Source organism: Sphingomonas sp. QA11 (assembly GCF_028473665.1).
Classification (GTDB): Bacteria; Pseudomonadota; Alphaproteobacteria; order Sphingomonadales; family Sphingomonadaceae; genus Sphingomonas; species Sphingomonas phytovorans.
In genome coordinates, this window is the sequence record NZ_CP098774.1 from 3,393,263 (window position 1) to 3,417,280 (window position 24,018).

The 24,018-nt window shown below is 65.4% G+C and carries 26 protein-coding genes; 17 read left to right on the forward strand and 9 right to left on the reverse strand.

From position 1 onward, the window contains the following. Positions 1-100 precede the first annotated feature (100 nt). Genes NDN01_RS15760 through NDN01_RS15775 form a run of 4 tightly spaced genes read left to right on the forward strand, consistent with a single transcriptional unit; the run spans position 101 to position 3,649 of the window. The gene (locus tag NDN01_RS15760) at positions 101-1,207 is read left to right on the forward strand and encodes a sensor histidine kinase (RefSeq protein ID WP_272622709.1); all 1,107 of its coding nucleotides are present in this window, start codon (positions 101-103) and stop codon (positions 1,205-1,207) included. Further along, positions 1,204-2,004 (forward strand): LytR/AlgR family response regulator transcription factor, encoded by an 801-nt coding sequence (locus NDN01_RS15765; RefSeq protein WP_272622710.1) that lies wholly within the window; start codon positions 1,204-1,206, stop codon positions 2,002-2,004. The genes NDN01_RS15760 and NDN01_RS15765 overlap by 4 nt, the downstream gene beginning before the upstream one ends. Positions 2,005-2,051: 47 nt before the next feature. Further along, the gene (locus NDN01_RS15770; RefSeq protein WP_272622711.1) at positions 2,052-2,864 is read left to right on the forward strand and encodes a class I SAM-dependent methyltransferase; all 813 of its coding nucleotides are present in this window, start codon (positions 2,052-2,054) and stop codon (positions 2,862-2,864) included. Positions 2,865-2,893: 29 nt separating this feature from the next. Further along, on the forward strand, positions 2,894-3,649 hold the full coding sequence (locus NDN01_RS15775) for an isocitrate lyase/PEP mutase family protein (RefSeq protein WP_272622712.1): 756 nt from the start codon (positions 2,894-2,896) through the stop codon (positions 3,647-3,649). A gap of 9 nt (positions 3,650-3,658) precedes the next feature. On the opposite strand, the gene NDN01_RS15780 is transcribed toward NDN01_RS15775, so the two are convergent. Beyond that, on the reverse strand, positions 3,659-3,943 hold the full coding sequence (locus NDN01_RS15780; RefSeq protein WP_272622713.1) for a DUF3297 family protein: 285 nt from the start codon (positions 3,941-3,943) through the stop codon (positions 3,659-3,661). Positions 3,944-4,043: 100 nt separating this feature from the next. After that, positions 4,044-4,418: a hypothetical protein gene (locus NDN01_RS15785; RefSeq protein WP_272622714.1), complete on the reverse strand. Its 375-nt coding sequence runs from the start codon at positions 4,416-4,418 to the stop codon at positions 4,044-4,046. 217 nt (positions 4,419-4,635) lie between these two features. Between NDN01_RS15785 and NDN01_RS15790 the strand changes: the two genes are divergently transcribed. Then, positions 4,636-5,037, forward strand: a complete 402-nt coding sequence (locus NDN01_RS15790) for an EVE domain-containing protein (protein ID WP_272628250.1) — start codon at positions 4,636-4,638, stop codon at positions 5,035-5,037. 76 nt (positions 5,038-5,113) lie between these two features. Here the strand turns inward: NDN01_RS15790 and typA are convergent, their stop codons facing one another. After that, positions 5,114-6,952: a translational GTPase TypA gene (typA, locus tag NDN01_RS15795; RefSeq protein WP_272622715.1), complete on the reverse strand. Its 1,839-nt coding sequence runs from the start codon at positions 6,950-6,952 to the stop codon at positions 5,114-5,116. A 207-nt stretch (positions 6,953-7,159) separates the two neighbouring features. On the opposite strand from typA, the gene NDN01_RS15800 reads away from it, so the two are divergent. Both NDN01_RS15800 and NDN01_RS15805 read left to right on the forward strand, forming a co-directional pair. Continuing rightward, positions 7,160-7,534 carry a hypothetical protein gene (locus NDN01_RS15800; RefSeq protein ID WP_272622716.1) on the forward strand — a complete coding sequence of 125 codons (375 nt, stop codon included), beginning with the start codon at positions 7,160-7,162 and terminating at the stop codon, positions 7,532-7,534. 105 nt (positions 7,535-7,639) lie between these two features. Beyond that, positions 7,640-8,737 (forward strand): glycoside hydrolase family 5 protein, encoded by a 1,098-nt coding sequence (locus tag NDN01_RS15805; protein WP_272622717.1) that lies wholly within the window; start codon positions 7,640-7,642, stop codon positions 8,735-8,737. A 103-nt stretch (positions 8,738-8,840) separates the two neighbouring features. Here the strand turns inward: NDN01_RS15805 and NDN01_RS15810 are convergent, their stop codons facing one another. Then, positions 8,841-9,509, reverse strand: coding sequence for an AraC family transcriptional regulator (locus NDN01_RS15810; protein WP_272622718.1), 669 nt, complete (start codon positions 9,507-9,509; stop codon positions 8,841-8,843). 55 nt (positions 9,510-9,564) lie between these two features. Between NDN01_RS15810 and NDN01_RS15815 the strand changes: the two genes are divergently transcribed. Continuing rightward, complete coding sequence (locus tag NDN01_RS15815) at positions 9,565-9,951, forward strand: VOC family protein (RefSeq protein WP_272622719.1); 387 nt, start codon at positions 9,565-9,567, stop codon at positions 9,949-9,951. 18 nt (positions 9,952-9,969) lie between these two features. On the opposite strand, the gene NDN01_RS15820 is transcribed toward NDN01_RS15815, so the two are convergent. Both NDN01_RS15820 and NDN01_RS15825 read right to left on the reverse strand, forming a co-directional pair. Next, positions 9,970-10,365 (reverse strand): type II toxin-antitoxin system VapC family toxin, encoded by a 396-nt coding sequence (locus NDN01_RS15820; RefSeq protein WP_272622720.1) that lies wholly within the window; start codon positions 10,363-10,365, stop codon positions 9,970-9,972. Then, entirely contained in the window at positions 10,365-10,616 is a 252-nt protein-coding gene (locus NDN01_RS15825) for an antitoxin (protein WP_272622721.1), read from the reverse strand. Before NDN01_RS15825 ends, NDN01_RS15820 begins: the two co-directional genes overlap by 1 nt. Positions 10,617-10,876: 260 nt before the next feature. Between NDN01_RS15825 and NDN01_RS15830 the strand changes: the two genes are divergently transcribed. The 5 genes from NDN01_RS15830 (at position 10,877) to NDN01_RS15850 (ending at position 15,999) form a co-directional block, all read left to right on the forward strand. After that, positions 10,877-12,076 carry a toxic anion resistance protein gene (locus NDN01_RS15830; protein ID WP_272622722.1) on the forward strand — a complete coding sequence of 400 codons (1,200 nt, stop codon included), beginning with the start codon at positions 10,877-10,879 and terminating at the stop codon, positions 12,074-12,076. Continuing rightward, on the forward strand, positions 12,077-12,778 hold the full coding sequence (locus NDN01_RS15835) for a hypothetical protein (RefSeq protein ID WP_272622723.1): 702 nt from the start codon (positions 12,077-12,079) through the stop codon (positions 12,776-12,778). Between the two features lie 112 nt (positions 12,779-12,890). After that, the gene (locus NDN01_RS15840) at positions 12,891-14,483 is read left to right on the forward strand and encodes a GGDEF domain-containing protein (protein ID WP_272622724.1); all 1,593 of its coding nucleotides are present in this window, start codon (positions 12,891-12,893) and stop codon (positions 14,481-14,483) included. A 147-nt stretch (positions 14,484-14,630) separates the two neighbouring features. Next, positions 14,631-15,731 (forward strand): DNA alkylation repair protein, encoded by a 1,101-nt coding sequence (locus tag NDN01_RS15845; RefSeq protein WP_272622725.1) that lies wholly within the window; start codon positions 14,631-14,633, stop codon positions 15,729-15,731. 7 nt (positions 15,732-15,738) lie between these two features. Then, positions 15,739-15,999 (forward strand): hypothetical protein, encoded by a 261-nt coding sequence (locus tag NDN01_RS15850; protein ID WP_272622726.1) that lies wholly within the window; start codon positions 15,739-15,741, stop codon positions 15,997-15,999. Positions 16,000-16,032: 33 nt separating this feature from the next. On the opposite strand, the gene NDN01_RS15855 is transcribed toward NDN01_RS15850, so the two are convergent. From NDN01_RS15855 to ubiA, 3 genes are read right to left on the reverse strand one after another with little or no spacing between them, the layout of a single operon-like run. After that, entirely contained in the window at positions 16,033-16,812 is a 780-nt protein-coding gene (locus NDN01_RS15855) for a 3'(2'),5'-bisphosphate nucleotidase CysQ (protein ID WP_272622727.1), read from the reverse strand. Then, positions 16,805-18,151, reverse strand: coding sequence for a TldD/PmbA family protein (locus NDN01_RS15860; RefSeq protein WP_272622728.1), 1,347 nt, complete (start codon positions 18,149-18,151; stop codon positions 16,805-16,807). The genes NDN01_RS15855 and NDN01_RS15860 overlap by 8 nt, the downstream gene beginning before the upstream one ends. A gap of 31 nt (positions 18,152-18,182) precedes the next feature. Continuing rightward, entirely contained in the window at positions 18,183-19,127 is a 945-nt protein-coding gene (gene ubiA, locus NDN01_RS15865) for a 4-hydroxybenzoate octaprenyltransferase (protein ID WP_272622729.1), read from the reverse strand. Between the two features lie 231 nt (positions 19,128-19,358). Here ubiA and NDN01_RS15870 point away from each other — a divergent pair, with 231 nt between their 5' ends. The 4 genes from NDN01_RS15870 (at position 19,359) to NDN01_RS15885 (ending at position 23,991) form a co-directional block, all read left to right on the forward strand. Then, positions 19,359-20,102, forward strand: a complete 744-nt coding sequence (locus tag NDN01_RS15870; protein ID WP_272622730.1) for a 16S rRNA (uracil(1498)-N(3))-methyltransferase — start codon at positions 19,359-19,361, stop codon at positions 20,100-20,102. 81 nt (positions 20,103-20,183) lie between these two features. Continuing rightward, positions 20,184-21,557, forward strand: a complete 1,374-nt coding sequence (locus NDN01_RS15875; protein WP_272622731.1) for a glutamate--cysteine ligase — start codon at positions 20,184-20,186, stop codon at positions 21,555-21,557. A gap of 702 nt (positions 21,558-22,259) precedes the next feature. After that, a complete protein-coding gene (locus NDN01_RS15880) occupies positions 22,260-22,697 on the forward strand; it encodes a YciI family protein (protein ID WP_272622732.1) in 438 nt (145 codons plus the stop codon). 34 nt (positions 22,698-22,731) lie between these two features. Next, positions 22,732-23,991: an RNA polymerase sigma factor gene (locus NDN01_RS15885; RefSeq protein WP_272622733.1), complete on the forward strand. Its 1,260-nt coding sequence runs from the start codon at positions 22,732-22,734 to the stop codon at positions 23,989-23,991. Positions 23,992-24,018: the final 27 nt, after the last annotated feature.

Below are 24,018 nucleotides of genomic sequence, written 5' to 3' on the forward strand. Positions count from 1 at the left end.
GGAGAGGGAGAAGTGCACGTCGAGATATCCTGATCCGACGGCCTACCCTCACCCTACCGCACTTTGCGCATCGGTCCCAGTCGGGTTAAGACCCCCGCCCATGCCGCTGTTCACCAAGCCCGCGATCTTCTCGCGGCCCTTTTTCGAAGACAAGAGCCGTGCCTTCTGGCGGCTCCAGGCGGCGGGCTGGACCGGCTATCTGATCCTGCGCAGCGTCTCCAGCATCTCCAACGGGCTCGATCTGACGGCGACGCTGCTCGTCGTCGTCGAATCGATCATCGGCTATTGCATCACGCTGCTGCTCTCGACGCTCTATCACTATTACCGGCGCCAGCCGCGCATCGCGGCGGTGATCCTGACGATCCTGACGCTGGGCGCGGCGACCGTGCTCTACGCGGTGCTCGACGCCTTCTCCTTTTCGTTCATCAAGATGGCCAATCCGGGCCTGAACGTCAGCCTGGTGCTGGGCACGGTGTTCCTCAACTTCACCGTGCTGGCGGGCTGGTCGGCGCTGTATTTCGGAATCAATTTCTACCTGATCGTCGAAGAGCAGATCGACCAGCTCGCGGCGCTGGAGAATACGGCGAGCTCGGCGCAGCTCGCGATGCTGCGCTATCAGCTCAACCCGCATTTCCTGTTCAACACGCTCAATTCCATCTCGACGCTGGTCCTGCTGAAGCAGACCGAGCGCGCGAACGCGATGTTGAGCCGGCTGTCCTCCTTCCTGCGCTACACGCTGGCCAACGAGCCGACCGCGCATGTCACGATCGCGCAGGAGGTCGAGACGCTGAAGCTCTATCTAGAGATCGAGAAGATGCGGTTCGAGGACAGGCTGCGCCCGAGTTTCGAGGTCGATCCGCGAGTCACCAAGGCAAGATTGCCGTCGCTGCTGCTTCAGCCGCTGGTCGAGAACGCCATCAAATATGCCGTCACGCCCAAGGAGGAAGGCGCCGAAATCGCCGTCACCGCGCGGCTCGCCGGGGATCGGGTGCAGATCGCCGTATCCGACACCGGACCGGGCTTGAATGAAATGAAAGCACGGCCAAGCCTTTCAACCGGGGTCGGGCTTGCCAATATAAGGGAGCGGCTCGCTCAGGCATATGGGCCCGACCACCGCTTCGAGACCCGCTCCATTCCCGGGGGCGGCTTCGGGGTCGAGATTGAGATTCCGTTCCAGCTCGGGGAACCGGTTAGAGAGGTAGCATGACGATCCGTACGATATTGGTGGATGACGAACCGCTGGCGATCCAGGGGCTCGAGCTTCGCCTCCAGGCGCACGAGGATGTCGAGATCATCGACAAATGCCAGAACGGGCGCGAGGCTATCCGCGCCATCAAGACGCATAAGCCCGACCTCGTCTTCCTCGACATCCAGATGCCCGGCTTCGACGGCTTCTCGGTGGTGCAGGGGCTGATGGAGGTCGAACCGCCTTTGTTCGTGTTCGTCACCGCCTATTCCGACCATGCGCTGAAGGCCTTCGAGGCGCAGGCGGTTGATTATCTTATGAAGCCGGTCGAGGAATCCCGGCTGGCCGACACGCTCGACCGGGTGCGGCAGCGGCTGGCCGAGAAGCGCGGCATCGAGGAGGTCGACCGGCTGAAGGAAGTGCTGGCCGAGGTGGCGCCGGATTCAGTCGAGAACCTTGCCGACGGCGGCGACCAGGTTTCCGCCAACCGTTTCGAGAAGCTGATCAACATCAAGGATCGCGGCCAGATCTTCCGGGTCGATGTCGACACGATCGAGCGGATCGACGCGGCTGGCGATTACATGTGCATCTATACCGGCGACAACACGCTGATCCTGCGCGAGACGATGAAGGACCTGGAGAAGCGGCTCGACCCGCGCCGTTTCCAGCGCGTGCACCGGTCGACCATCGTCAATCTCGACCTGGTCAAGGAAGTGAAGCCGCACACCAATGGCGAATGCTTCCTGGTGCTTGGATCGGGCGCGCAGGTGAAGGTGTCGCGCTCCTATCGTGACGTGGTCGCGCGCTTCGTGCATTAAGCCGCGACGTCGCGCCCCGGGCCCGACGAAACCGGGGGGCACGCACGATGACGACGGATGAGCTTGGGGCGGAGATTCGCCGCCTTGGGCCGTGGCACCATGATATCGAGATTGCGCCGGGCATCCGCACCGGGGACCCGGCCTATTGCCCCGAACCGGACCCAGCGCTAGGCACGCCCAGCATCGTCGATCCCTACGCCAAATTTGCACGCGCGTTCGGCGACCTCTTTCCAGAGGGGCTGCAGGGCCGGTCATTTCTCGACTGCGCGTGCAATGCCGGCGGCTATCTGTTCGCGGCCAGGCAGATGGGGGCCGGGCGCTGCTTTGGCTTCGACGTGCGCGAGCACTGGATCCGCCAGGCGCATTTCCTGGCCGAACGCCTGCCGAGCGACGATATCGATGCGGGCGTATGCGCGCTGGCGGACGTGCCGGAGCTTGGCCTGAAACCGTTCGACGTGACGCTGTTCAGCGGCATCCTGTATCATCTGCCCGATCCGGTCGCCGGGCTGAAGATCGCGGCCGACCTGACCCGGGAATTGCTGATCGTCAACACCGAGACGTTTCCGGCGAAGCAGGACGGGCTGATCCTGAATCCGGAAAGCCGAACGCTGCTGATGTCCGGCGTCGACGGCCTCGCCTGGTATCCGACGGGAGAGACCGTCGTGCGCCAGATGCTCGCCTCGTGCGGCTTTCCTCACACCCGGCTGCGCTTCAACCATGCCACCGAGGGCAAGCGGAGGCGGATTGAAATCTGGGCCGCGCGCGATTCGGGAGTGTTCGCCCATTATGACGGCCTGTATCCGCGGACAGCGCCCAGCCGCCTGCGTCGATTGACGGCGAGGCTGCTCGGTCGCAGATAGGATAAAATAAAGACGGGTCGGGACGAGAGATGCAGGACAAGTTCAGAACCTTCGCGGCGTTGCATGTGCCTGGCGACCCGCTGATCCTCTACAATGCCTGGGACGCGGGCAGCGCGCGCGCGGTGGCGAGCGCCGGGGCCAAGGCGATCGCGACCGGTAGCTGGTCAGTCGCGGCGGCGCAGGCCTATGGCGACGGCGAGGGCTTGCCGCTCGAGATCGCGCTGGCCGGCGCGACCCGGATCGCGGGCGCGGTCGACCTGCCGGTCTCGATCGATTTCGAGGGAGGCTATGCCGTCGAACCCGAGGCGGTGGCGGCCAATGCCTCCAGGCTGGCGGCGACCGGCGCGATCGGGTGCAATTTCGAGGATCAGGTGGTCGGCGGCGAAGGCCTGCACCCGGTCGAATTCCAGGCCGCACGGATCGCGGCGATGCGTGCCGCGACCGGCCCGTCCTTCTTCATCAACGCCCGTACCGACATTTTCCTGCAGAACGCCCCGGCGACTCATGACGAGGAAATGGCCGACACCGCGATCGCGCGGGGCAAGGCTTATGCCGAGGCTGGCGCCAGCGGTTTCTTCGTGCCCGGCCTGGTCGACCTGACGTTGCTGGGCAGGGTCTGCCGCGAGGTGCCGCTGCCGGTCAATTTCATGGCCTTTCCAGGCGCACCGGGTGCCCGGGAGGTGGCTGGCGCTGGCGTCGCGCGGATCAGCCATGGGCCGAACCCCTATCGCACCGCTATGGCAGCGCTGACCGCGGCGGCGCAGGCGGCGTTCGACTGGCGCTGAGCGCGAGCCTTACGCTTCCGCCCCGTCCTCTTCGGCGGCATCATCAGCGCCGGGGGCGGGATTCTCGAACCAGGCCTCGACCGGGCCGCTGAGCTTGAGCGTGAGCGGCTGGCCGTGGCGATCGACCTTCTTGCCGAGCGCGACACGGATCCAGCCTTCGGAGATCGAATATTCCTCGACGTCGCGGCGTTCGGCACCCTTGAAGCGGATGCCGATCCCGCGCGACAGCGTCGCTTCGTCGAAATGCGGGCTGCGCGGGTTGGAGGACAGGCGGTCTGGCGGTGTATCGGTCATGAGGCGGGCTCATGACGCAAAATCGCGCGCGATGCCAGAGCGGCGATACGAAAACGGCGTGGACCGGGCCCACGCCGTCTCCTTCAGGCCGGTGCCGCGATCAATTGCAGACCCGGACCCGGACCGGGTATCCATAATAGCGGTCGTAGCGACGCTCGATCCAGCAGCGCTGGTAATTCGGCCGGTAGCGATAGGCGTAGTAACCGTCATTCGGGTAATAGCCGTGGCTGCGATAATAGCCGTCGTCATAATAGGGATCGTAACCGCGCTCACGATAATAGCGGTCGCGATCGCGGCCGTTGGACGCGATGGCCGCGCCGATCGCGAGACCGGCGATGCCGGCGACGATCGCGGTGCCAGCACCGTCGTCATGCCGATAATGGCGATAGCGTTGCGCGTCCGCGGGGACCGCGGTGGTCAGCGCTGTCGCGGCGAGCGCCACGCCGAGGCCGGCCTTCTTCACAAAATCGTTCATCTCGAACCTCCTCTTGTCAGCAAGCCCGTAGCCGCGCCGGGGGGATAACGCGGCAACGCTCCAGCTTGTTGCATCATGATCGAGTCGGTCTGAACTCGTGCGGAATGCGGCGTTTAACCGCCGTTCAGCGTGGCCCGGCTCAAGGGCGGCCGCTCAAGGTCGGGCGTTGAAACGTCCTTCGCACGAAGTAAAGTCGGGCTCACCCAAGGAGGCGATGATGGCGTACTGGCTGCTGAAATCCGAACCCGAAAGCTATAGCTGGGACGACCTGATCCGCGAGGGCGAGACCGAATGGACCGGCGTGCGCAATCCGGCCGCTGCGCTTCACCTGAAGGCAATGGCAGTGGGCGACCGCGGGCTGTTCTACCATTCAGGCAAGGAAAAGGCCGCAGTGGGCGTGATGGAGATCATCCGCACGGCGCAACAGGACGGCGACGAGCCGCGCTGGGTGTCGGTCGCGGTAAAGCCGGTCGAGGCGCTGGCGAAGCCAGTGACGCTGGCGGCCATGAAGGCGGAACCGAAGCTGGCGGGCATGGAAATGCTGCGTCAGTCCCGGCTGTCGGTCAGTCCCGTCAGCGATGCGCAATGGGCCGTGCTGATCGGGATGGGGAAGGCTTAACTGCTCTCGAGCGACGTCGGGGAGACAGTCCCTCTCCCCGACCCTCTCCCGCAAGCGGGAGAGGGGAGAAGAAGGATCAGGCCGCCTGCTTGGCGCGCGAGGCCTTCTTGCGCTCGTGCGGATCGAGATAGCGCTTGCGCAGCCGGATCGACTTGGGCGTCACCTCGACCATCTCGTCGTCGTCGATATAGGCGATGGCCTGCTCAAGCGTCATCTTCTTCGGCGGGGTCAGGCGGATCGCGTCGTCCTTGCCGCCCGAGGCGCGGAAGTTGGTGAGCTGCTTCGCCTTCATCGGATTGACCTCGAGGTCATCCGTCTTGGCGTTCTCGCCGACGATCATGCCCTCGTACAGCGCCTCGCCGTGGCCGACGAACAGGATACCGCGCTCCTCGAGCGGGCCGAGCGCGTAGCTGTTGGCTTCGCCCGAACCGTTCGAGATCAGCACGCCGTTCTTGCGGCCTTCGATATTGCCCTTGTGCGGGCCATATTTCTCGAACAGCCGGTTCATGATGCCCGTGCCGCGCGTATCCGACAGGAATTCGCCGTGATAGCCGATCATGCCGCGCGAGGGCGCGGAGAAGGTGATGCGGGTCTTGCCGCCGCCCGAGGGACGCATGTCGGTCATCTCGGCCTTGCGCAGGTTCATCTTCTCGACGACCGTGCCCGAATATTCCTCGTCAACGTCGATGATGACGGTTTCGTACGGCTCGGTCTTCTTGCCGTCCTCATCCTCGCCGAACAGCACGCGCGGGCGGCTGATACCAAGCTCGAAGCCCTCGCGGCGCATCGTCTCGATCAGCACGCCGAGCTGAAGCTCGCCGCGCCCGGCGACTTCATAGCTGTCGCGATCGGCGGCTTCGGTCACCTTGACCGCGACGTTGGATTCGGCCTCGCGGAACAGGCGGTCGCGGATCATGCGCGACGTTACCTTGGTGCCCTCGCGGCCCGCCATCGGCGAATCGTTCACCGCGAAACGCATCGACAGCGTCGGCGGATCGATCGGCTGGGCGTGGAGCGGCTCGCTGACCGTGATGTCGGCGATGGTGTCGGACACGGTCGCGACTGTCAGGCCGGCCAGCGAGATGATGTCGCCTGCCTTGGCTTCCTCGGCCGGGACACGCTCGAGCCCGCGGAAGGTCATGATCTTCGACGCGCGGCCCGCTTCGACGATCTTGCCGTCATTGTTCAGCGCGTGGATCGGCTGGTTGAGCTTCACCGTGCCGGAATTGACGCGGCCGGTGAGGATGCGGCCCAGGAAGTTGTCGCGATCGAGCAGGGTCACCAGGAAGGTGAAGGGCGCGTCGACATCGACGCTCGGTGCCGGGATGTGGCTGACGATCGTCTCGAACATCGGGGTCAGCGTGCCTTCGCGCGCATTCTCGTCAGTCGAGGCATAGCCGTTGCGGCCCGAGGCGTAGAGCACCGGGAAATCGAGCTGCTCGTCAGTCGCCTCGAGCGAGACGAACAGGTCGAACACTTCGTCGAGCACTTCCTGGATGCGCGCGTCGCTGCGGTCGACCTTGTTGACGACGACGATCGGGCGAAGGCCGAGCGCGAGCGCCTTGCCGGTGACGAACTTGGTCTGCGGCATCGCGCCTTCGGCCGAATCGACCAGCAGGATCACGCCATCGACCATCGAGAGGATGCGTTCCACCTCGCCGCCGAAATCGGCGTGACCGGGCGTGTCGACGATGTTGATGCGGGTCGCGACGCCGGCGCCGTCGATCCACTCGATCGAGGTCGGCTTGGCGAGGATGGTGATGCCGCGTTCTTTTTCGAGGTCGTTCGAATCCATCGCGCGCTCTTCGACACGCTGGTTATCGCGGAAGGTGCCGGACTGGCGGAAGAGCTGATCGACCAGGGTCGTCTTGCCGTGATCGACATGGGCGATGATCGCCACGTTGCGGAGGCTCATTGGGTCACTCGATATTTTATAGGGAATAGGTTGCGGGCGCCGATAGCGCAATTGCTGCGCCGCGGAAAGGGCGGATGTCACGCGAAGCAACAGACTGATCGCCACATCTGATGTCCAGGGCGCGCAGATTCGAGACAATCGCTGCAGATTCCTGCTTTCCGGCTGATTTCAGTGCCCCTATCGTCATCGCCGGACACATGCGGGGGCATGATGACATTACGGGGCCTGTTCCACCATTTGCTGGATGCGCGCGCGCGGGCCAGGGGATCCGTCCGGCCGCGACGGCTCGATGACCCGTCGGGGTGGCGGATGCTGGGCAAGGTGGCCAGGATCATGCTCGAGACGCGGGATGCCGACCATTCGCCGACCGATCCCTGCTGGCTGCTGGCGGATGCCGAGGACCGCATCCTGTTCGTGCTGCCGGCCGGCGTGATACCCGGGCACGAGCTGCTCCGCCAGATCGGCGACGGCCATGGTTTCGACAAGGCGGCAATCCGCCGTGCCATGCGATCGAAGCGCAACGCACGCTTCACCATATGGCAGCGCGACCGGATCACCGACAGGGCGGCGCCCGCCGGCTGAGACCGGCTTTGCATTTCGGGATTGTACGATGCGCCGTCACCGGGCAGATTGACAACGTTCGACAAACAGCAGCGCCCATCAAGGCGCGGTATCGGGAGAGATTCAATGAAGCGAAGCCTGATGGTCGCCTGCGCACTGGGACTGTCCATCGCCGGTTGCGGCAGCGACGCCACCGCAACGGCTGCCCCAACTCCCTCACCATCCCCTTCTTCGACACCGGCTCCGACACCTGCCGCATCCTATACACCCGTCGCGGCAGCAATTCCCACCGTCGGCATCGCGCTGCCGCTGGGCAAATGCGTCAACATGGGCAATCATCTCGAAGCACCGAACGAAGGTGACTGGGGTCGAGCGATCGCCGACGACGATTTCACCATCATCAAGGCAGCGGGATTCGCCAGCGTACGCCTGCCGGTCCGTTTCTCCGGTCATGCCGCCATCGCCGCGCCCTACACGATCGATGCAGCGTTCATGGCCCGGGTGCGGCATGTCGTCGGTCTCGCCACGACAGCGGGACTCAACGTGATCGTCGACCTGCACAATTACGACGAACTGATGGCTGCGCCCGACGCCAATGCGGCGCGCTTCGCCGGGCTATGGAAACAGATCGCCGCCGAATTCGCCACCGCACCGGCGACCGTCTGGTTCGAGCTGATCAACGAGCCGAATACCAACCTGACCAATGCGAAGCTGCCCGCGATCATCGGGCCTGCGCTTGCCCAGATCCGCGCGACCAACCCGGTCCGGCCGGTCATCATCGGCGGCGAAGGCTGGAGCAATATCAATTCGCTCGCAACCTTGCCGATGCCGGCCGACCCGAATGTCGTCCCGACCTTCCACTATTACGATCCGTTCGCCTTTACCCATCAGGGTGCCACATGGGTGACGCCGGCCCCGCCACTCGGGCGGGCCTTCGGCACCGCCGCCGACATTGCCGAGATCAATCGCAACCTGCAGACGGTGCGCGACTATATCGCGCGGACCGGGCGAGTGCCGTTCGTCGGTGAATATGGCGCGAATGACGTGGCCGGTGTGCCCGTGAACGAGCGGATCAACTATTACGGCACAATCTCAGCCGCCTATGCCTCGGTCGGCGTGCAGAGCTGCGCCTGGGGTTATGCCAATACGTTCCGGCTGCGCAACGGGGATCGCTGGATTCCAGGCGTGCTCGCGGCGATCCATACGACCACCACGCCGCGATAGAGGATCACACCGGTGCGAAATATCGCGCCGGCGTGATCCCGAACTGCGCCCGGAAGGCAGCGATGAAGGCGCTTGGCGCGGCATAGCCGGCGATGGCGGCAGCCTATTTGACGCTGGCCCCTGCGCCGAGACGTTCGAGCGAGGCGAGCAGCGCTCCCTGACGGCGCCAGCGGCCGAGGCTCATGCCCGTCTCGGCGACGAAGCGCCGCTCCAGCGCGCGGACGCTTAGGCCGATGGCGCGGGCGATCCCGGGGATTCGCGCCTCTGCCCCGCCCAGGAAGAGCCATTCAGCGGCCCGGCGAGTCGCGTCGGAACGCGGCTCCGGCAGGCTGAAGGGCGGGACCGGCGCACGACGCAGTTCATCGAGCAGCAGGATGGCGAGCGCGGATTCGATGGTGTCACGCCGGTCGGCCATGCCGATCGCGACGATACGCAGGATCAGCTCGCGCAACAGCGGAGAGACGGTGACGGCGGTGCACGCCTCCGGCAGATCCGGCATGCATCCCGGTGCGACATAGACCGTCCGGAACGCGCTGTGCCCGGACGCGCGGATCGCGTGGCGCACCCCGGCTGGCACCCAGACACCCCAGCTCGGCGGCACCACCCAGGAGCCGCCACCGGTCGCGATCATCAGGACGCCGCTGGTCGCGTGGATGAGTTGATGCCAGTCATGCGCATGCTCGCGGATCACCTGGCCAGGCGCGAGATCGGAGGCGCTGCTACGCACCACCAGATAGGGCTCGTCGGCCGCGGTACGACGCTTTTGCGACATTCATTGGCAGAATAGCGCTATTGCGGCTCACGCGCCAGCGACCCAGGATATGTGCATGCCAGCCAACCTCGCCTCCTTCGCCATCCATGTCGACGATCTGGATCATGCCCGCGCTTTCTACGAGGCCGTGTTCGGCTGGGAATTCGAACCCTGGGGTCCGCCGGACTTCTATCTGATCCATACCGGCAGCGAGGCGTCGCCTGGTGTCCAAGGACTGATGCATGCCCGGCATACGCCATGTACCGGCGAGGGCCTGAACGGGGTCGAGCCCACCTTCGCGGTCGACGATGTCGACGCGGTCGCCGCGCTGGTCGAGGCCAATGGCGGGACGATCACCTATGCCAAGGGCATCATTCCGACCGTCGGCGCGTTGATCCGGTTCCTTGATACCGAGGGTAACGATATCGGCGCGATGCAGTATCTGACGGTACCGCACACCTGATCCAGAGGTATCTGCCGGTCAGGCGGCAGTCCAATCCTCGATCGCCAGCCCTTCCACACGTTCGAATTCGCGACGGTTCGCCGTCACGACGATCAGATCGCGCGCGCGCGCTTGCCCTGCGATCAGGGTGTCGAGCGTTCCGATCGGCGTGCCCAGCCGCTTCAACGCCGCTCGAATATCGCCGGCGGCACGAGCGTCCGCCTCGTCGAACAGGAGAAGTGGAAAAGCGAGCCGTTCAAGCCTTTCCAGATTCGCCTCGACCCGCTGGCTGTTGAACGCCCCGAACATCAATTCGTGAAGGACGATGCTCGATATGAAGATCAAGCCTGGCTCCTGCGCCACGATCCGCGATCGCACCGCAGGGTCGCGCGCCATCAGCGCGATGACGATATTGCTGTCGAGCGAATAGCCCATCAGTCTAAGCGGACGTCATCGTCCAGCAGGTCCGCCTCCGATCCGGGGCGCGCCAATGCCGCCGTGACCGCGTCCTGATCGAGCGGTTCGAGTCGATCAAGCCACGCCCATCCATCCTCCTCGATCGGCTCGAGGATCAGCTTGCGACCCTCGCGACTGATATGGACCATCTTGCCCTCCAGACGGTATTCCTTGGGCAAGCGCACTGCCTGGCTGCGCCCGCTCCAGAAGATTTTCGCCATATCGGTCATCGGGCGTCGCCTCAGCCTGCTATATATCAATGATATATATCACACCCGCTCCAGCAACAAGTCTTCGGCGCGTGGCGCCCGAAAACGAGCTTTGCCACTTGTCGGCTCCATCCAGCATCAGTCACTCGACTCACCCGGGATCGATCGCGCACCATTTTTCCGCTACCCTGTCGCATCGTGACAAGTGTTATAGTTGAATGATACACTTGAAGCGCGTTCGAATCGCCGTCATCTAGGGCGGAGATTGCGTGGAGAGAGTGATGGCGACCCAGACTGAGACCGCGACCACCGATCTGGTGCTGACCCCGCCCGACCCGGTCCCCGCGGTCGCGCCGGAAAAGGCCGTGGGCCTGGTACCGGTCGACGATACCAAGCGCACCCAGCTTCAGGCACGGGTCGAGACCTTCATCGACGACCTAGTCGCGCAGGACGTGAATTCGCCCGAATTCGGCAAGCGGGTCGATGCGATCAGCGCCATGGGCCAGAAGGAGATCCGCGAGGCGGCCGGGCAATCGAACCGCTTCCTCGACCGGCCGGTCAAGGCGATGGACCAGGAATCAGGCGTGGGCGCCGACCTGGCCGAGTTACGGCGGACGATCGAGGATCTCGATCCGGGCAAGAAGGGCAACCTCCTCGCGCCCAAGAAGCTGTTCGGGATCATCCCGTTCGGCAATTCGATGCGCAATTATTTCGACGGCTATAAAAGCTCGCAGAACCATATCGCGTCGATCCTGAAGAGCCTTGGCAGCGGCAAGGACGAGCTGCTGATGGACAATGCGGCGATCGACGTCGAGCGTTCGAACCTGTGGACCGCGATGGGCCGGCTCGAACAGATGATCGTGCTGTCGAAGACGATGGACGAGCGGCTCGAGGAGAAAGCCAACGAGCTGGATCACACCGATCCGGCCAAGGCGAAGGCAATCCGCGAGACAGCGCTTTTCTATGTACGCCAGCGCACCCAGGACCTGCTGACCCAGATGGCGGTGACAGTGCAGGGCTATCTCGCGCTCGACCTCGTCAAGAAGAACAATGTCGAGCTGGTGAAGGGCGTCGACCGTGCCTCGACCACCACGGTCACCGCACTGCGCACCGCGGTGACGGTGGCGCAGGCGCTGACCAACCAGAAGCTGGTGCTCGAGCAGATCACCGCGCTGAACACCACGACCGCCAACATCATCGATTCGACCGGAAAGCTGCTGAAGAGCCAGACCGCGACGATCCACGAGCAGGCGGCAAGCGCCACCATCCCGATCGAAACGCTGCAGCGCGCCTTCCAGAATATCTATGATACGATGGACGCGATCGACACCTTCAAGCTGAAGGCGCTCGATTCGATGAAGACAACGGTCAACGTGCTGGGCAACGAGGTCGAGAAGTCGAAAGGCTATATCGCCCGGGCCGAGGGCGCGGCGCAGAATGCGGGCAGTGGGGGCGAAACCTTCAAGCTGGAAGCCGTGTAAATGACCGACGTCGATCGCCAGATCGCCAGGACGACGCAGTTCCTCAACGAACGGCGCGACCAGGCTATGATGCAGCGCAAGCGTCGGCGGCGCGGCACTGGCCTGGCCAAGCGGGCCGGGCTGATCGTCACCGCCGATCTGGCGATCATCATCGCAACGATCGTGTTCGGCTGGTTCACGCCGATCGGCATGGGCGGTGCCCTGCTGGTCTTCGCGCTGCTGGCGGCGGTGACGCTGCTGATCGCCTTCGTTTCGCTCGAGGCCCCGGTCAAGGCGGAGAAGCTGGTCGAGGTGCCGCTGAAGGCCTTGCCGCTCAAGACCGAGCAATGGCTCGAAACCCAGCGCCCCGCCCTTCCCGCACCGGCGCAGACGTTGGTCGACGGCATCGGCGTCCAGCTCGAAACGCTTGCGCCGCAACTCGCCGCGCTTGACGAACGCGAACCGGCGGCGGCGGAAATCCGCAAGCTGGTCGGCGAGCAGCTGCCCGAGCTGATCCGCGACTATGCCAAGGTGCCCCAACCTTTGCGCGGCGTGGAACGCAACGGCAAGACCCCCGACGCGCAACTCGCCGAAGGGCTGAAGGTGATCGAGCAGGAGATCGGCCAGATGTCGGCGCAACTCGCCGAAGGGGATCTCAACCTGCTCGCGACGCGGGGCCGATTCCTCGAGATCAAATATCGGGATGACGGGCTTCAAGGATAGCGGCCGACGGCGGCGACCGCATTCGACGATCCCCAGGCGTCGTCCGGCATGCATCCTTTGATAACCACCATCGTGCCATCATCGTCAGGGCGAAAGCCAGACGGGATGCGTAATGGAGACGCCGTCATACACCACCGGAGCCGCGAGGAGCAGCGCCATCGTCGAACCCGGTGCAGCGATGCGCAGGATCGGTGTCGTCTTCCCGCTGCTCTTCCTCGTCGCCCACGCCCTGTCGATCGCATTGGCCGGCAATCGCGCACAGCTATTTTCCCTCGTCTTCCTCATCCTGGCGCCGTTGCTGGCGGGGGCTGCCTGCCTGTACCGTGCGCGACGTGACCGCGCGACCGGCGGCTGGACGGCGCTCGGGTTCGCGATGCTGCTCTGGGCCGGCGGGATGGGCGCGAACATGGCGAGCGCGTTGCTGCTGCAGAACACGAGCGGGATCACCTTGCTGAGCATGCTCCTGTTCGTCCTGTACGGCGTGCCGATCCTCTTCACCGTCGCGAGCCCGGACCAGGAATCGTGGCATGTCCGCCTGGTCGACGGGGCGCTCGCGCTCACGCTCGGCTATCTGTTCTTCGTGTATACGCTCGAATTCGCAGGCCCGACCGGGGCGAACACCAACGGCGTGCTCAACCTGCGCCTGATGTTCGACATCGAGAATCTGTTCATCGCGGCCTTCGCCCTGATCCGCTTCCTGGCCTGCAGCGATCCGCCGCGACGCGCCTTCTTCCGGGCCGCGGCCCTGTTCGCCTGGGCATATCTCGCGGCCGCATTCTACATCAATCATTTCCAGATGGAGTCGGACTATGGGAGTCTGGTCGATCCGCTGATCGATCTGCCCTTCCTCCTGCTCATCGCGCTTGCCCTTCGGCACCATGCCCCGGATACGAGGCCAATGGCCGTCATGCGTACGCTCGAGCGGACCGTTCGCGCGGGCAGCCCCCTGATGCTCCCGGCGACGCTGCTCATGGTGTCGGCGCTGCTCGTCCCTGACCATCCGGCTCTGGCGATCGCGGGCTTCGTCGCAGCAACGCTTGGCTATGGCCTTCGCAACATACTGGTCCAGATGCGCGGCTTCGACGAGCGCGATGCGCTCGAGCGCCTGTCCAGACTTGACGCGCTGACCGGCCTGTCGAACCGGCGCGAATTCGACGAACGCCTTCGCCTCGAATGGGCACGCGCCGGGCGGGGCGGCACGGGACTGGCCCTGCTGATGATAGACATCGACCATTTCAAGCTGCTCAACGACAGCTTCGGCCATCCGGTCGGAGACCAGAGGCTCCGTGCTGTAGCGCAGGCGCTGGCCGGCTGCGCCATGCGCGGTTCCGACATGGTCGCCCGGTTCGGCGGGGAGGAGTTCGCCGTCATCCTTCCGTCGACCGACCCGTCAGAGGCGGCCGTGCTGGCGGAAAGGATGCGTATGGCGATAGAACAGCTCGATCTTGCCTCCCCGGCGCCGGGCGGCCGGGTTACCGTCAGCATCGGCATCGGTCATATCGGGAAGCTTCGCGGCGATGCCGCCGAGCGGCTGCTCGCGGCAGCCGATGCCGCGCTCTACGATGCGAAGCAGGGCGGGCGCAATCGCGTCATGGCCCGCCGCGCCGGCCCGGCAATACTGGCAACGGTCAATGGTCACGACGCTGATGTGTCAGCGTCGCGGTCCTCGACAAGGCTTACCGGTGGACCGGCCATGCGCGGCTGACATCCGTGCCCCTACCTGCCCGCCGGGCTTCGGCGTGCCCGGAAATGCCGTTCCGCCGAATGCAGGATGCCGATATCATGGCAGCCCGGCGCAACCGCGCTATATGCCCCGGCATGCTGGAACGCCGAACGGGGGGCAAATAGTGCGATGACAAGCGAGACGCCCCCGCTCCTCAAGGACATACTCGGACCGCAGGCGCTCGCCACGATCGCCGACGCCGGCGCGCTGGTTTCGCGGCGTTTCGATCGCGCCGCCTTTTTGCAGGCGGCATCGGACGGGCTCGATACCCTGTCGATCATGGAACGGGTGCGCCACATCGCCGACGCCCTCTCCACGGCGCTACCCGCCGACTATGGGCGTGCGATCGAGATCGTCCGTGCGATGGCACCACGGCTGACCCATGGTTTCCAGGCGGTCGCCGTGACCGAATTCGTCGCCCGGCATGGCCTGGCCGACGTCGAAACGTCGATGGATGCGCTGGCCGACCTGACCCGCTTCGGCACCGCCGAATTCGCGATCCGCCCCTTCCTGGCGCAGGACAGCGCGCGCACCCTCGCCGTCATGGCCCAATGGAGCCGCCATGACGACGAGCATGTCCGGCGGCTCGCCAGCGAAGGCAGCCGGCCGCGCCTGCCCTGGGCGGCGCCGGTGCCGGTACTCAAGGCCGATCCCACGCTGGCGGCGCCCATCCTGGAAGCGTTGAAGCGCGATCCGAGCGCCTATGTCCGCAAATCGGTCGCCAACCATCTGAACGACATCGCCAAGGATCGGCCGGACTGGCTGGTCGACCGGCTCACGCAGTGGCCGCGGGACGACGGCCGAACGGCATGGATCATCCGCCATGCGCTGCGCACGCTGATCAAGCAGGGAGACGCGCGCGCTCTGGCACTGATCGGCGTGGGACACGGCGCCGCGGCAGAGGTGCGGCGCTTTTCGGTCGTACCCCAGGCAGTGAAACTCGGCGATGCGATCGCGATCTCGGCGGACATTGTCTCGAACGCGCCCGGCACCGAGCGCCTGGTGGTCGATTACCGAATCCATTACGCGCGGGCCGCGAGAAAGAGCGCCGCCAAGGTATTCAAGCTCAGGACCTTCGATCTCGGGGCAGGCGAGGCAGTTACACTCGGCATCCGACAGACGATCAAGGATTTCAGCACGCGCCGGCATTACCCGGGCACCCATGCGGTGGAGCTGATCGTCAACGGGCAGACGATGGCGCGCGCGGCGTTCGATCTGCTGGAAGGCTGAGGCACGCGTGGCGAAGAAGAAATACCTGCTGACCGCGACCTTGCCGGACGGCTATGTCAAGACGATCGGGCCGACCGCGGTCGAGTTCACACATTACTGGCGGATCGTCGCTCATCTCGGCGGCGGCAGGACCGAGGTGTTCTGGGGCCATACCAAGTCGCTTGCCGAGGCGAGGAAGAAACGGACCGCAGCCCTCGACGCCGGGGTCAATCGCGGATGGGAGAGCCATGATTTCGACATCGTCGAGCTGATCAGAACGTCGCAATAGGGCTGCTGTCCCGACGATCGGTCCAGGGTAGAATTATTTTATCGCAAGCGCTCGTGCACGGTCGGCCAGGCGATCGACCGCGGCCGCGTGAATACCGGGAGTCGTTGCCAGCACGCCGAAGGCCTGGGCGCTGGGTGTGTTGAAGAAGAGCGGCTTGCCGAAGGCGTCGCTGACCGTCGCACCCGCCTCCGCCGCGATCAGGATCGCGGCGGCGATATCCCATTCATAGCCCCAGCGTAGCGTCGCGACCAGATCGGCCTCGCCGGCGGCGACCATCGCGATGCGCAGCGCGATCGAATTGGGCTTGGCGACCGCGACCAGGTCGCTGTCGACCCTGGGCAGGCTGTCGGTCGGCACGCGCGCACCGGCAAAGAGCGCGCGGTCTCCGGCATGGATCGGCAGGTCGTTGAGCGTCGCGCCCTCGCCTGCCACTGTCCGCCAGACTTCACCGCGCGCGGGCGCGTCGAGCACGCCGATCGACGGCTGGCCATTCTCGACCAGAGCGATCGAGACGGCCCAGCCCTCGCGCCCACGGATATAGTCACGGGTGCCGTCGATCGGATCGACCACCCAGAGCCGCGGCTGCGACAGCCGATCGGCATTGTCGACCGTTTCCTCCGACAGCCAGCCGGCATCGGGTAGCAATGCGGAGAGGCGCTGGTGGAGCAGCGCGTCGACCTCGAGATCGACGTCGCATACCGGGTTGCCTGGGCTCTTTTCCCATCGCCTGAAGTCAGTACGCCATTTGGCGAGGGCCAGCGCGCCCGCTTCGGCGGCGATCCCCGCGACTGCGTCGGCGAGGGTTTCAGCCACTCGCCACCGTCATGCCCTCGACGCGGAGCGTGGGCACGTTGGTACCGTAGCGGAAGATAAGGTCATTGGCCGGGGTGAGGTTGAGGAACATGTCCTTCAGATTGCCCGCGATGGTGAATTCGGCGACCGGCGTGGTGATCTCACCATCCTCGATCAGAAAACCGGCCGCACCGCGGCTATAGTCGCCGGTCACGCCGTTGACGCCCATGCCGATCAACTCAGTGACGAACACGCCGCGTTTGATATCGGCGATCAGCGTTTCGGGCGGCATCGCGCCGGCGCAGAGATGCATGTTGCTGGTCGAGACGCCGGGGCTGCCCCCCGCCCCGCGCGTTGCGTGACCGGTCGGCTCGAGGCCAAGCTGGCGCGCCGAAGCGCTGTCGAGCAGCCAGTTCTCCAGCATGCCGTGCGAAACGATCTCTACCGGCGAAACGGGCAGCCCCTCGCCATCGAACGGCCGCGAGCGCAGTCCCTGCGGACGATGCGGATCGTCGCAGACCGTGACGCCGCTCGGGAAGATCTGCGTGCCGAGCGATTCGAGGAGGAAGCTGGTCTTGCGCGAAATGGCCTGGCCCGAGATGGCACCGATCAGATGGCCGAGCAGGCTCGATCCGACGCGCGGGTCGAACACCACCGGCATCGCGCCGCTGGCGAGCCGGCCGGGGTTGAGCCGGGCGACAGCCCGTTCGCCGGCGCGTGTGCCGATCGTGACGGCATCCTCGAGCTTGTGACGGTGACGCGCTGAATGATGCGCATAGTCGCGGACCATGTCGCCGCCCGATCCGGCCAGCACGCTGGCCGACAGGCCATAGCCGGTCGCGGCATAGGCACCGGCAAACCCGTGGCTGGTGGCAAGCGCCCAGACGGCGCGGGACGCGCTGGCGCCGCCACCTTCGCTGTTGGAGACTCCGGCGACCGCGCGCGCCGCATCCTCGGCGGCCAGGGCAGCTTCCTTCAGCGCCTCGGGCGACACCACACCGCCATCGTCGAGATCGAGCTGCGGCGGCGCTCCATGGAGCAGGCGGCTTTCCGGGGCGAGCCCGGCCCAGGCATCCTCGGGCGCCTCGCGCGCCATCGCGACGGCGCGCTCGGCAAGCGTGGTGATCGCGGCGAGTGACAGGTCCGAGGTGGAGACGCTGGCCGAACGGCGGCCGACAAACACGCGCAGGCCAAGCTCGGCATTTTCCGAACGTCCGACATCCTCGAGCGCGCCGAGGCGGACCGACACATCGAGCGAGGTATCGTCAGCGAAGACGGCATCGGCGGCATCAGCTCCCGCGGCCTTGGCGCGGGCGACGATATCCTGAGCGCGGTCTCGCGCCTGATCTACGGTAAGCATGGCGCGGACTTAGGCACGCCGGGGCCGAACGTCAAAGCGCCGACGAGACTCCCACGACAAAACAGGCGCAGAACATCAGGAAGCCGGCGAAACGGTTCGAGCGGAACCGGGCCAGCGCGTTGTCGCCATCGTCCGGACCGAGCGTCGCGACCTGCCAGGCGAAGTGAAGCGCGACCGGGAAAAGCGCGACGAGCGCGAGCGGATCGGGGCGGACCTGCCAGAAGGCGGCGGCCCAGAAACCCAGCGCGACCAGATAAAGGATCGCAACCCCCTCGCGCACGCGGCTGCCCATCCGGCGCGCGGAGGAACGGATGCCGACCAGCGCGTCGCCCTCCTTGTCCTGAATGGCATAGATGGTGTCGTAGCCGACCACCCAGGCGATGGCGCCAGCATAGAGCAGGACCATCGCCAGGATGAGATTCCACCAGCGCATCTCGAACATCACGGCCTCGGCCGCCGCGAAGCCGACCACCGCACCCGAGCCAAACACAAGCCCGAGCCAGAGCTGAGGCCACCAGGTGATGCGCTTCATGAAAGGATAGATCGCGACCAGCGGCAGGGTGAGCAGCGCGAGGCCCTTGGCGTAGATGTTGATGTGCCACCACACCGCGAAGCCGATCGCCACCAGCGCGAACAGCCAGAGCCACGCAGCATGCACCGACACCTGGCCGCTGGCGAGAGGACGGTTGCGCGTGCGCTCGACGCTGGCGTCGAGCTTGCGGTCGGCGATGTCGTTATAGACGCAGCCCGCACCGCGCATCGCGATCGCCCCGGCCAGCAGCCAGAGCAGCAGCCACCAGTCGCCTTGCGCATTGCCCGACAGCGCCACGCCCCAGGCACAGGGCCAGTAGAGCAGCCACCAGCCGATCGGGCGGTCGAAGCGGGCGAGCAGCGCGTACGGGCGCGCAGCGGCCGGCAACAGGCCGACCAAGCCGCGATGCTCGGTGTCGGGGACGATCTCTGGCGCGGGGGTCATGGCCTTTCTGTAGCCTGACCGGCGGCGGCGGCAATGTCTGTCAGTGGCATTGTTGCGTGCTGCCAGTGACGATCTCCGCATCTTTGGACGAAAGCGGCTAGCTGACCGTCATGCCGGATTTATTCCGGCATCCACCGTTCCGCAAAAGAGATGCTGGCCGGTAACGCGGCACGGTGGTCCCCGGAACAAGTCCGGGGTGACGGAAGGACGCTCGAAGGCTAGGGATGCACCATGCCCGCTACCCCCGCCTGGCCGCCGCAATCGACCCCCCGGCTCTTCGTCGAGACGCCGCTGCACAAAGGCGTGCAGCTTCGCGTCGAGGGCGCGCCGGCTCATTATCTCCTGTCGGTGATGCGCACGAAGCCGGGCGATCCGGTGAAGCTGTTCGACGGCGAGAGCGGCGAATGGCTCGGCATCGCCACCGCGGTCAACAAGCGTGACCTGATGCTCGATGTAACCGAGCTCTTGCGCGAGCGCGAGGCAATTCCCGACCTGTGGCTATGCGCCGCGCCGCTGAAAAAGGGACGGATCGACTGGATGGCGGAAAAAGCCTGCGAGCTGGGCGTCGCACGGCTGGTGCCGGTCGTTACACGGCGCTCGGTAGTCGAGCGACCCAAGACCGAACGGCTGCGCGCCCATATGATCGAGGCGGCCGAGCAATGCGGGCGGACCGCGGTGCCCGAGCTGGCGGAGACGGTGAAGCTGCCGGCCTTGCTACGCGACTGGCCGGCGGAGCGGACACTGTTCTTTGCAGACGAGACGGGCGGCGTGCCCGCGCTTGAGGCGATGCGCGCGGCCAGAAGGCCGGCGGCGATCCTCATCGGCCCCGAGGGCGGCTTCGATGCGGAAGAACGCGAGGCGATTCGAGCGCTGCCCGGCGCGGTGGGGATCGGGCTGGGACCGCGAATCCTGCGGGCGGACACGGCTGCTGCGGCGGCGGTGAGCCTATGGATGGCGGCGGCGGGGGATTGGTGACTCGTTCGCCTTCTCCCCTATGGGGAGAGGGAGTGTCAGGCCCCTCTAGCGTCGCTCCCTTCCGCTCGCTACATGCGCGGCATGAGCACGAAGACCGTTTCGAAAAGCAACGCAGCGGTCATCGAGCACCGCGACCAACTCATCCAGAGCTTCGCCAAGGGCGAGAAGCCCGTCGACCGCTGGCGGATCGGCACCGAACATGAGAAGTTCGTCTATTCCCTCTCCGATCATCATGCGCCGAGCTATGACGAACCGGGCGGCATCCGCGATCTGCTCGGCGGGCTGACCGAGTTCGGCTGGCATCCGGTCGAGGAGGGCGGCAAGGTGATCGCGCTCGCCGGTGCCGATGGCGCGATCAGCCTGGAGCCGGCGGGCCAGTTCGAGCTGTCGGGTGCGCCGCTCGACAATCTGCACGAGACCTGCGCCGAAACCGGGCGGCACCTGGAACAGGTCAAGGCGATCGGCGACAAGTTCGGCATCGGTTTCCTCGGCCTCGGCATGTGGCCCGACAAAACACGCGCCGAGTTGCCGATCATGCCGAAGGGCCGGTACGCCATCATGCTGCGCCACATGCCGCGCGTCGGCACGATGGGCCTCGACATGATGCTCCGCACCTGCACGATCCAGGTCAATCTCGATTACGAGACCGAAGCCGACATGGCGAAGAAGTTCCGTGTCGGGCTCGCGCTTCAGCCGCTGGCGACCGCGCTGTTCGCCAACTCGCCCTTCACCGAGGGCAAGCCCAACGGCATGCTGAGCTATCGCAGCCATATCTGGTCCGACACCGATCCGGCGCGCACGGGCATGCTGCCCTTCGTGTTCGAGGACGGATTCGGCTATGATCGCTATGCCGACTATGCGCTCGATGTGCCGATGTACTTCGTCTATCGCGACGGCCGCTATATCGACGCGGCGGGCCTCAGCTTCCGCGATTTCCTGAAGGGCGAGCTGTCGGTGCTGCCCGGCGAGCTGCCAACGCTCGACGACTGGAATGATCACCTTTCGACCGCCTTTCCCGAGGTACGGCTGAAGACCTTCCTCGAGATGCGCGGCGCTGATGGCGGGCCATGGGGCCGGATCTGCGCCCTGCCTGCGCTCTGGGTCGGGCTCCTCTACGACGGAACGGCGCTCGATGCCGCATGGGACGTGGTGAAGCGCTGGACCATCGAGGAGCGACAGGCGCTGCGCGATTCGGTCCCCAGGCTGGCGCTCGACGCGCCGATCCCGGGCGGCGGCACGCTGCGCGATATCGCGGGCGAGGTGCTCGACATCGCCAATGCCGGGCTTGCCGCACGGGCGCGCTTCGACGCATCCGGCAGCAACGAGACCGGCTTCCTCGATCCGCTGCGTGAGATCGTGCGGTCGGGCAAGGTGCCGGCGCAGGTATTGCTGGACAAATATCATGGCGCCTGGGGCGGCGACGTCTCCAGGGTGTATGACGAGATGCGGTTCTAGCTCGTGAACCCATGACCGGGACTGGCCGCTATCGCCCAAGTTGCGGACGTTTGCGCCATCTGGGATGGTGACGCGGATGACGGCTACCGATCACGAATGGAGTCTATGCAATCCCGGACCGGGCACACTTCTAGTTTGGCTTGAGCCATGGTGTGACGAGTTCGAGGTCCCGGTCCGATCTACCATCACCCTGAAAACCCTAGGCGATGAGCAGCGTGGACTAGGAGAGATAGAGTGGAGTCCGGACAATCTTATCGTCTGGGCGATCGGCCCTATGGTGACTGTGTTCATCGATGATGTGCTTCAGAAATCCGGTTCGGCGATAATCCCAATTCCCGACGGCTTGACCAAGGGTATACTCAATGTCGTCTTTACCGATCAGCCCGCTGCACGCCTTGGCGGCAGGCCATCACATACAGCCGGCCCGACCTCTTGGTGGCGGCGGGCAAAAGGCCTGTTAGGTCGCTAATGGATGGGCGGCCCCTCTTTTCAGATTTTCGGCAATGTGCGCTTCCCACCAGTTCCTGCCGTTCGCGGTGTATCAGTCGACGACGTAGCCCTTTCCGGCCCCGCACCAGAACCACCATTTTTTGAAAAAAATTTCGCGACCATGTCGATTCCGGCGCGGCTCGTTCGACGCGTGTGCAGAGTGTATCTTCGACGGGATGGATCATCCCGGGATCGCTCCCAAGGAGATTATTGATGCGTGTGATGGTGATCATGAAGGCGAGCGCCGAAACCGAAGCCGGCGTGATGCCGAGCGAGCAACTGCTGACCGAGATGACGGCCTTTAACGAGGAACTGATGAAGGCAGGCCTGCTGCTGGCGGGCGAAGGCCTGCATCCGTCCTCGAAGGGTGCCCGGGTGAAGTTCGAAGGTGGCAAGACCAGCGTGCTCAACGGGCCGTTCGCCGAGACCAAGGAACTGATCGCCGGCTTCTGGCTGTTGCAGGTCAAGTCGATGGACGAGGCGATCGAGTGGATTCGCCGCGTGCCCAACACTGACGGCGCGCACCACGAGATCGAGATCCGGCGCGTGTTCGATGCCGAGGATTTCGGCGAGGCGCTCACCCCCGAACTGCGCGAGCGCGAAGAGGCAATGCGTGCCCAGGGCGGCGATTACGGCCAGGAGCGGGGATGATTGCCTCCGCCGTTCCCGCGTCTAGAATATGGAAGTGGGAACGGCGGAAGCCTTGCGGGCGGCGGAAACGGTCTGGCGGATCGAGTCCGCCAGGCTGATCGCCGGGCTCGCCCGGCTGACACGCGACCTGTCGCTGGCCGAGGAACTGGCGCAGGAAGCACTTGAAGCGGCACTGCGGCAATGGCCGTCCGACGGCGTGCCACGCAACCCCGGCGCCTGGCTGATGGCGGCGGGCAAGCGCCGGGCGATCGACGGTTTCCGCAGATCCCGCATGATCGACGAAAAGCATCGCGCGCTGGCCAGGGAGGCCGATCCGGTCGACGCCTCGGTCGAGGACGGGATCGTTGAGGCGATCGACGACGACATCGGCGACGAACTGCTCGCGCTGATCTTCACCGCCTGTCATCCGGTGCTGTCGACCGAAGCACGCGTCGCGCTGACCCTCAGGCTGATCGGCGGTCTTTCGACCGGGGAAATCGCCAGCGCTTTCCTGACGTCCGAACCGACCATTGCGCAGCGCATCGTGCGGGCCAAGCGGATATTGGCCGGGGCGGATGTCGCCTATGAAGTGCCACGCGGGGCGGAACGCGGTGCGCGGCTCTCCTCGGTGCTTGAGGTCCTCTACCTGATCTTCAGCGAAGGCTATGCACCGGCCACCGAGGACGCGTGGACCCGCCCCGCCCTGTGTGAGGAAGCGATGCGGCTGGGCCGGATCCTGGCCGCGCTCGCGCCGAAGGATGCCGAAGTACATGGCCTGCTCGCGCTGATGGAGTTGCAAGCATCCCGCCTGCCGACCCGGATCGGCCGCGACGGCGCGCCGGTATTGCTGTTGGACCAGGATCGGGCGCGCTGGGATCGGGTACTGATCCAGCACGGGTTGAAGGCCCTCGCCCTCGCCGAGCGCCTGCAATCACCGGCCGGCCCTTACACGCTGCAGGCGAGCATCGCCGCCTGCCATGCCCGGGCGCCGACAGCCGAGGCGACCGACTGGGCAGGAATCGCGGCGCGGTATGACGATCTCTATCAGGCAATGCCCTCGCCTGTCGTGGACCTCAATCGGGCCGTCGCGAAGGCGATGGCGTTCGGGCCGGCGGTCGGGCTGGCACTGGTCGACGGCATTCTCGCCGGCGGCGCGCTCGACACCTATCACCTCGTTTATAGCGTCCGGGCCGAGTTCCTGAGCAAGTTGGGGCGTGCCGGGGAAGCGCGGGATGCGTGGCTGAAGGGCGCAGCGCTCGCGCGCAATGAACGGGAAAGGACGCTGATGGAAGAGCGCGCTGCAACGCTCGCCTGATTCAATTTCGCCGTCCCTCTTCCGGGA

Bases quoted from the DNA above. Each gene is read 5' to 3' on its own strand.
- NDN01_RS15760 (WP_272622709.1), top strand. From the start codon at position 101: ATGCCGCTGTTCACCAAGCCCGCGATCTTCTCGCGGCCCTTTTTCGAA.
- NDN01_RS15765 (WP_272622710.1), top strand. From the start codon at position 1,204: ATGACGATCCGTACGATATTGGTGGATGACGAACCGCTGGCGATCCAG.
- NDN01_RS15770 (WP_272622711.1), top strand. From the start codon at position 2,052: ATGACGACGGATGAGCTTGGGGCGGAGATTCGCCGCCTTGGGCCGTGG.
- NDN01_RS15775 (WP_272622712.1), top strand. From the start codon at position 2,894: ATGCAGGACAAGTTCAGAACCTTCGCGGCGTTGCATGTGCCTGGCGAC.
- NDN01_RS15780 (WP_272622713.1), bottom strand. From the start codon at position 3,943: ATGACCGATACACCGCCAGACCGCCTGTCCTCCAACCCGCGCAGCCCG.
- NDN01_RS15785 (WP_272622714.1), bottom strand. From the start codon at position 4,418: ATGAACGATTTTGTGAAGAAGGCCGGCCTCGGCGTGGCGCTCGCCGCG.
- NDN01_RS15790 (WP_272628250.1), top strand. From the start codon at position 4,636: ATGGCGTACTGGCTGCTGAAATCCGAACCCGAAAGCTATAGCTGGGAC.
- typA (WP_272622715.1), bottom strand. From the start codon at position 6,952: ATGAGCCTCCGCAACGTGGCGATCATCGCCCATGTCGATCACGGCAAG.
- NDN01_RS15800 (WP_272622716.1), top strand. From the start codon at position 7,160: ATGATGACATTACGGGGCCTGTTCCACCATTTGCTGGATGCGCGCGCG.
- NDN01_RS15805 (WP_272622717.1), top strand. From the start codon at position 7,640: ATGAAGCGAAGCCTGATGGTCGCCTGCGCACTGGGACTGTCCATCGCC.
- NDN01_RS15810 (WP_272622718.1), bottom strand. From the start codon at position 9,509: ATGTCGCAAAAGCGTCGTACCGCGGCCGACGAGCCCTATCTGGTGGTG.
- NDN01_RS15815 (WP_272622719.1), top strand. From the start codon at position 9,565: ATGCCAGCCAACCTCGCCTCCTTCGCCATCCATGTCGACGATCTGGAT.
- NDN01_RS15820 (WP_272622720.1), bottom strand. From the start codon at position 10,365: ATGGGCTATTCGCTCGACAGCAATATCGTCATCGCGCTGATGGCGCGC.
- NDN01_RS15825 (WP_272622721.1), bottom strand. From the start codon at position 10,616: ATGACCGATATGGCGAAAATCTTCTGGAGCGGGCGCAGCCAGGCAGTG.
- NDN01_RS15830 (WP_272622722.1), top strand. From the start codon at position 10,877: ATGGCGACCCAGACTGAGACCGCGACCACCGATCTGGTGCTGACCCCG.
- NDN01_RS15835 (WP_272622723.1), top strand. From the start codon at position 12,077: ATGACCGACGTCGATCGCCAGATCGCCAGGACGACGCAGTTCCTCAAC.
- NDN01_RS15840 (WP_272622724.1), top strand. From the start codon at position 12,891: ATGGAGACGCCGTCATACACCACCGGAGCCGCGAGGAGCAGCGCCATC.
- NDN01_RS15845 (WP_272622725.1), top strand. From the start codon at position 14,631: ATGACAAGCGAGACGCCCCCGCTCCTCAAGGACATACTCGGACCGCAG.
- NDN01_RS15860 (WP_272622728.1), bottom strand. From the start codon at position 18,151: ATGCTTACCGTAGATCAGGCGCGAGACCGCGCTCAGGATATCGTCGCC.
- ubiA (WP_272622729.1), bottom strand. From the start codon at position 19,127: ATGACCCCCGCGCCAGAGATCGTCCCCGACACCGAGCATCGCGGCTTG.
- NDN01_RS15870 (WP_272622730.1), top strand. From the start codon at position 19,359: ATGCCCGCTACCCCCGCCTGGCCGCCGCAATCGACCCCCCGGCTCTTC.
- NDN01_RS15875 (WP_272622731.1), top strand. From the start codon at position 20,184: ATGAGCACGAAGACCGTTTCGAAAAGCAACGCAGCGGTCATCGAGCAC.
- NDN01_RS15880 (WP_272622732.1), top strand. From the start codon at position 22,260: ATGCGTGTGATGGTGATCATGAAGGCGAGCGCCGAAACCGAAGCCGGC.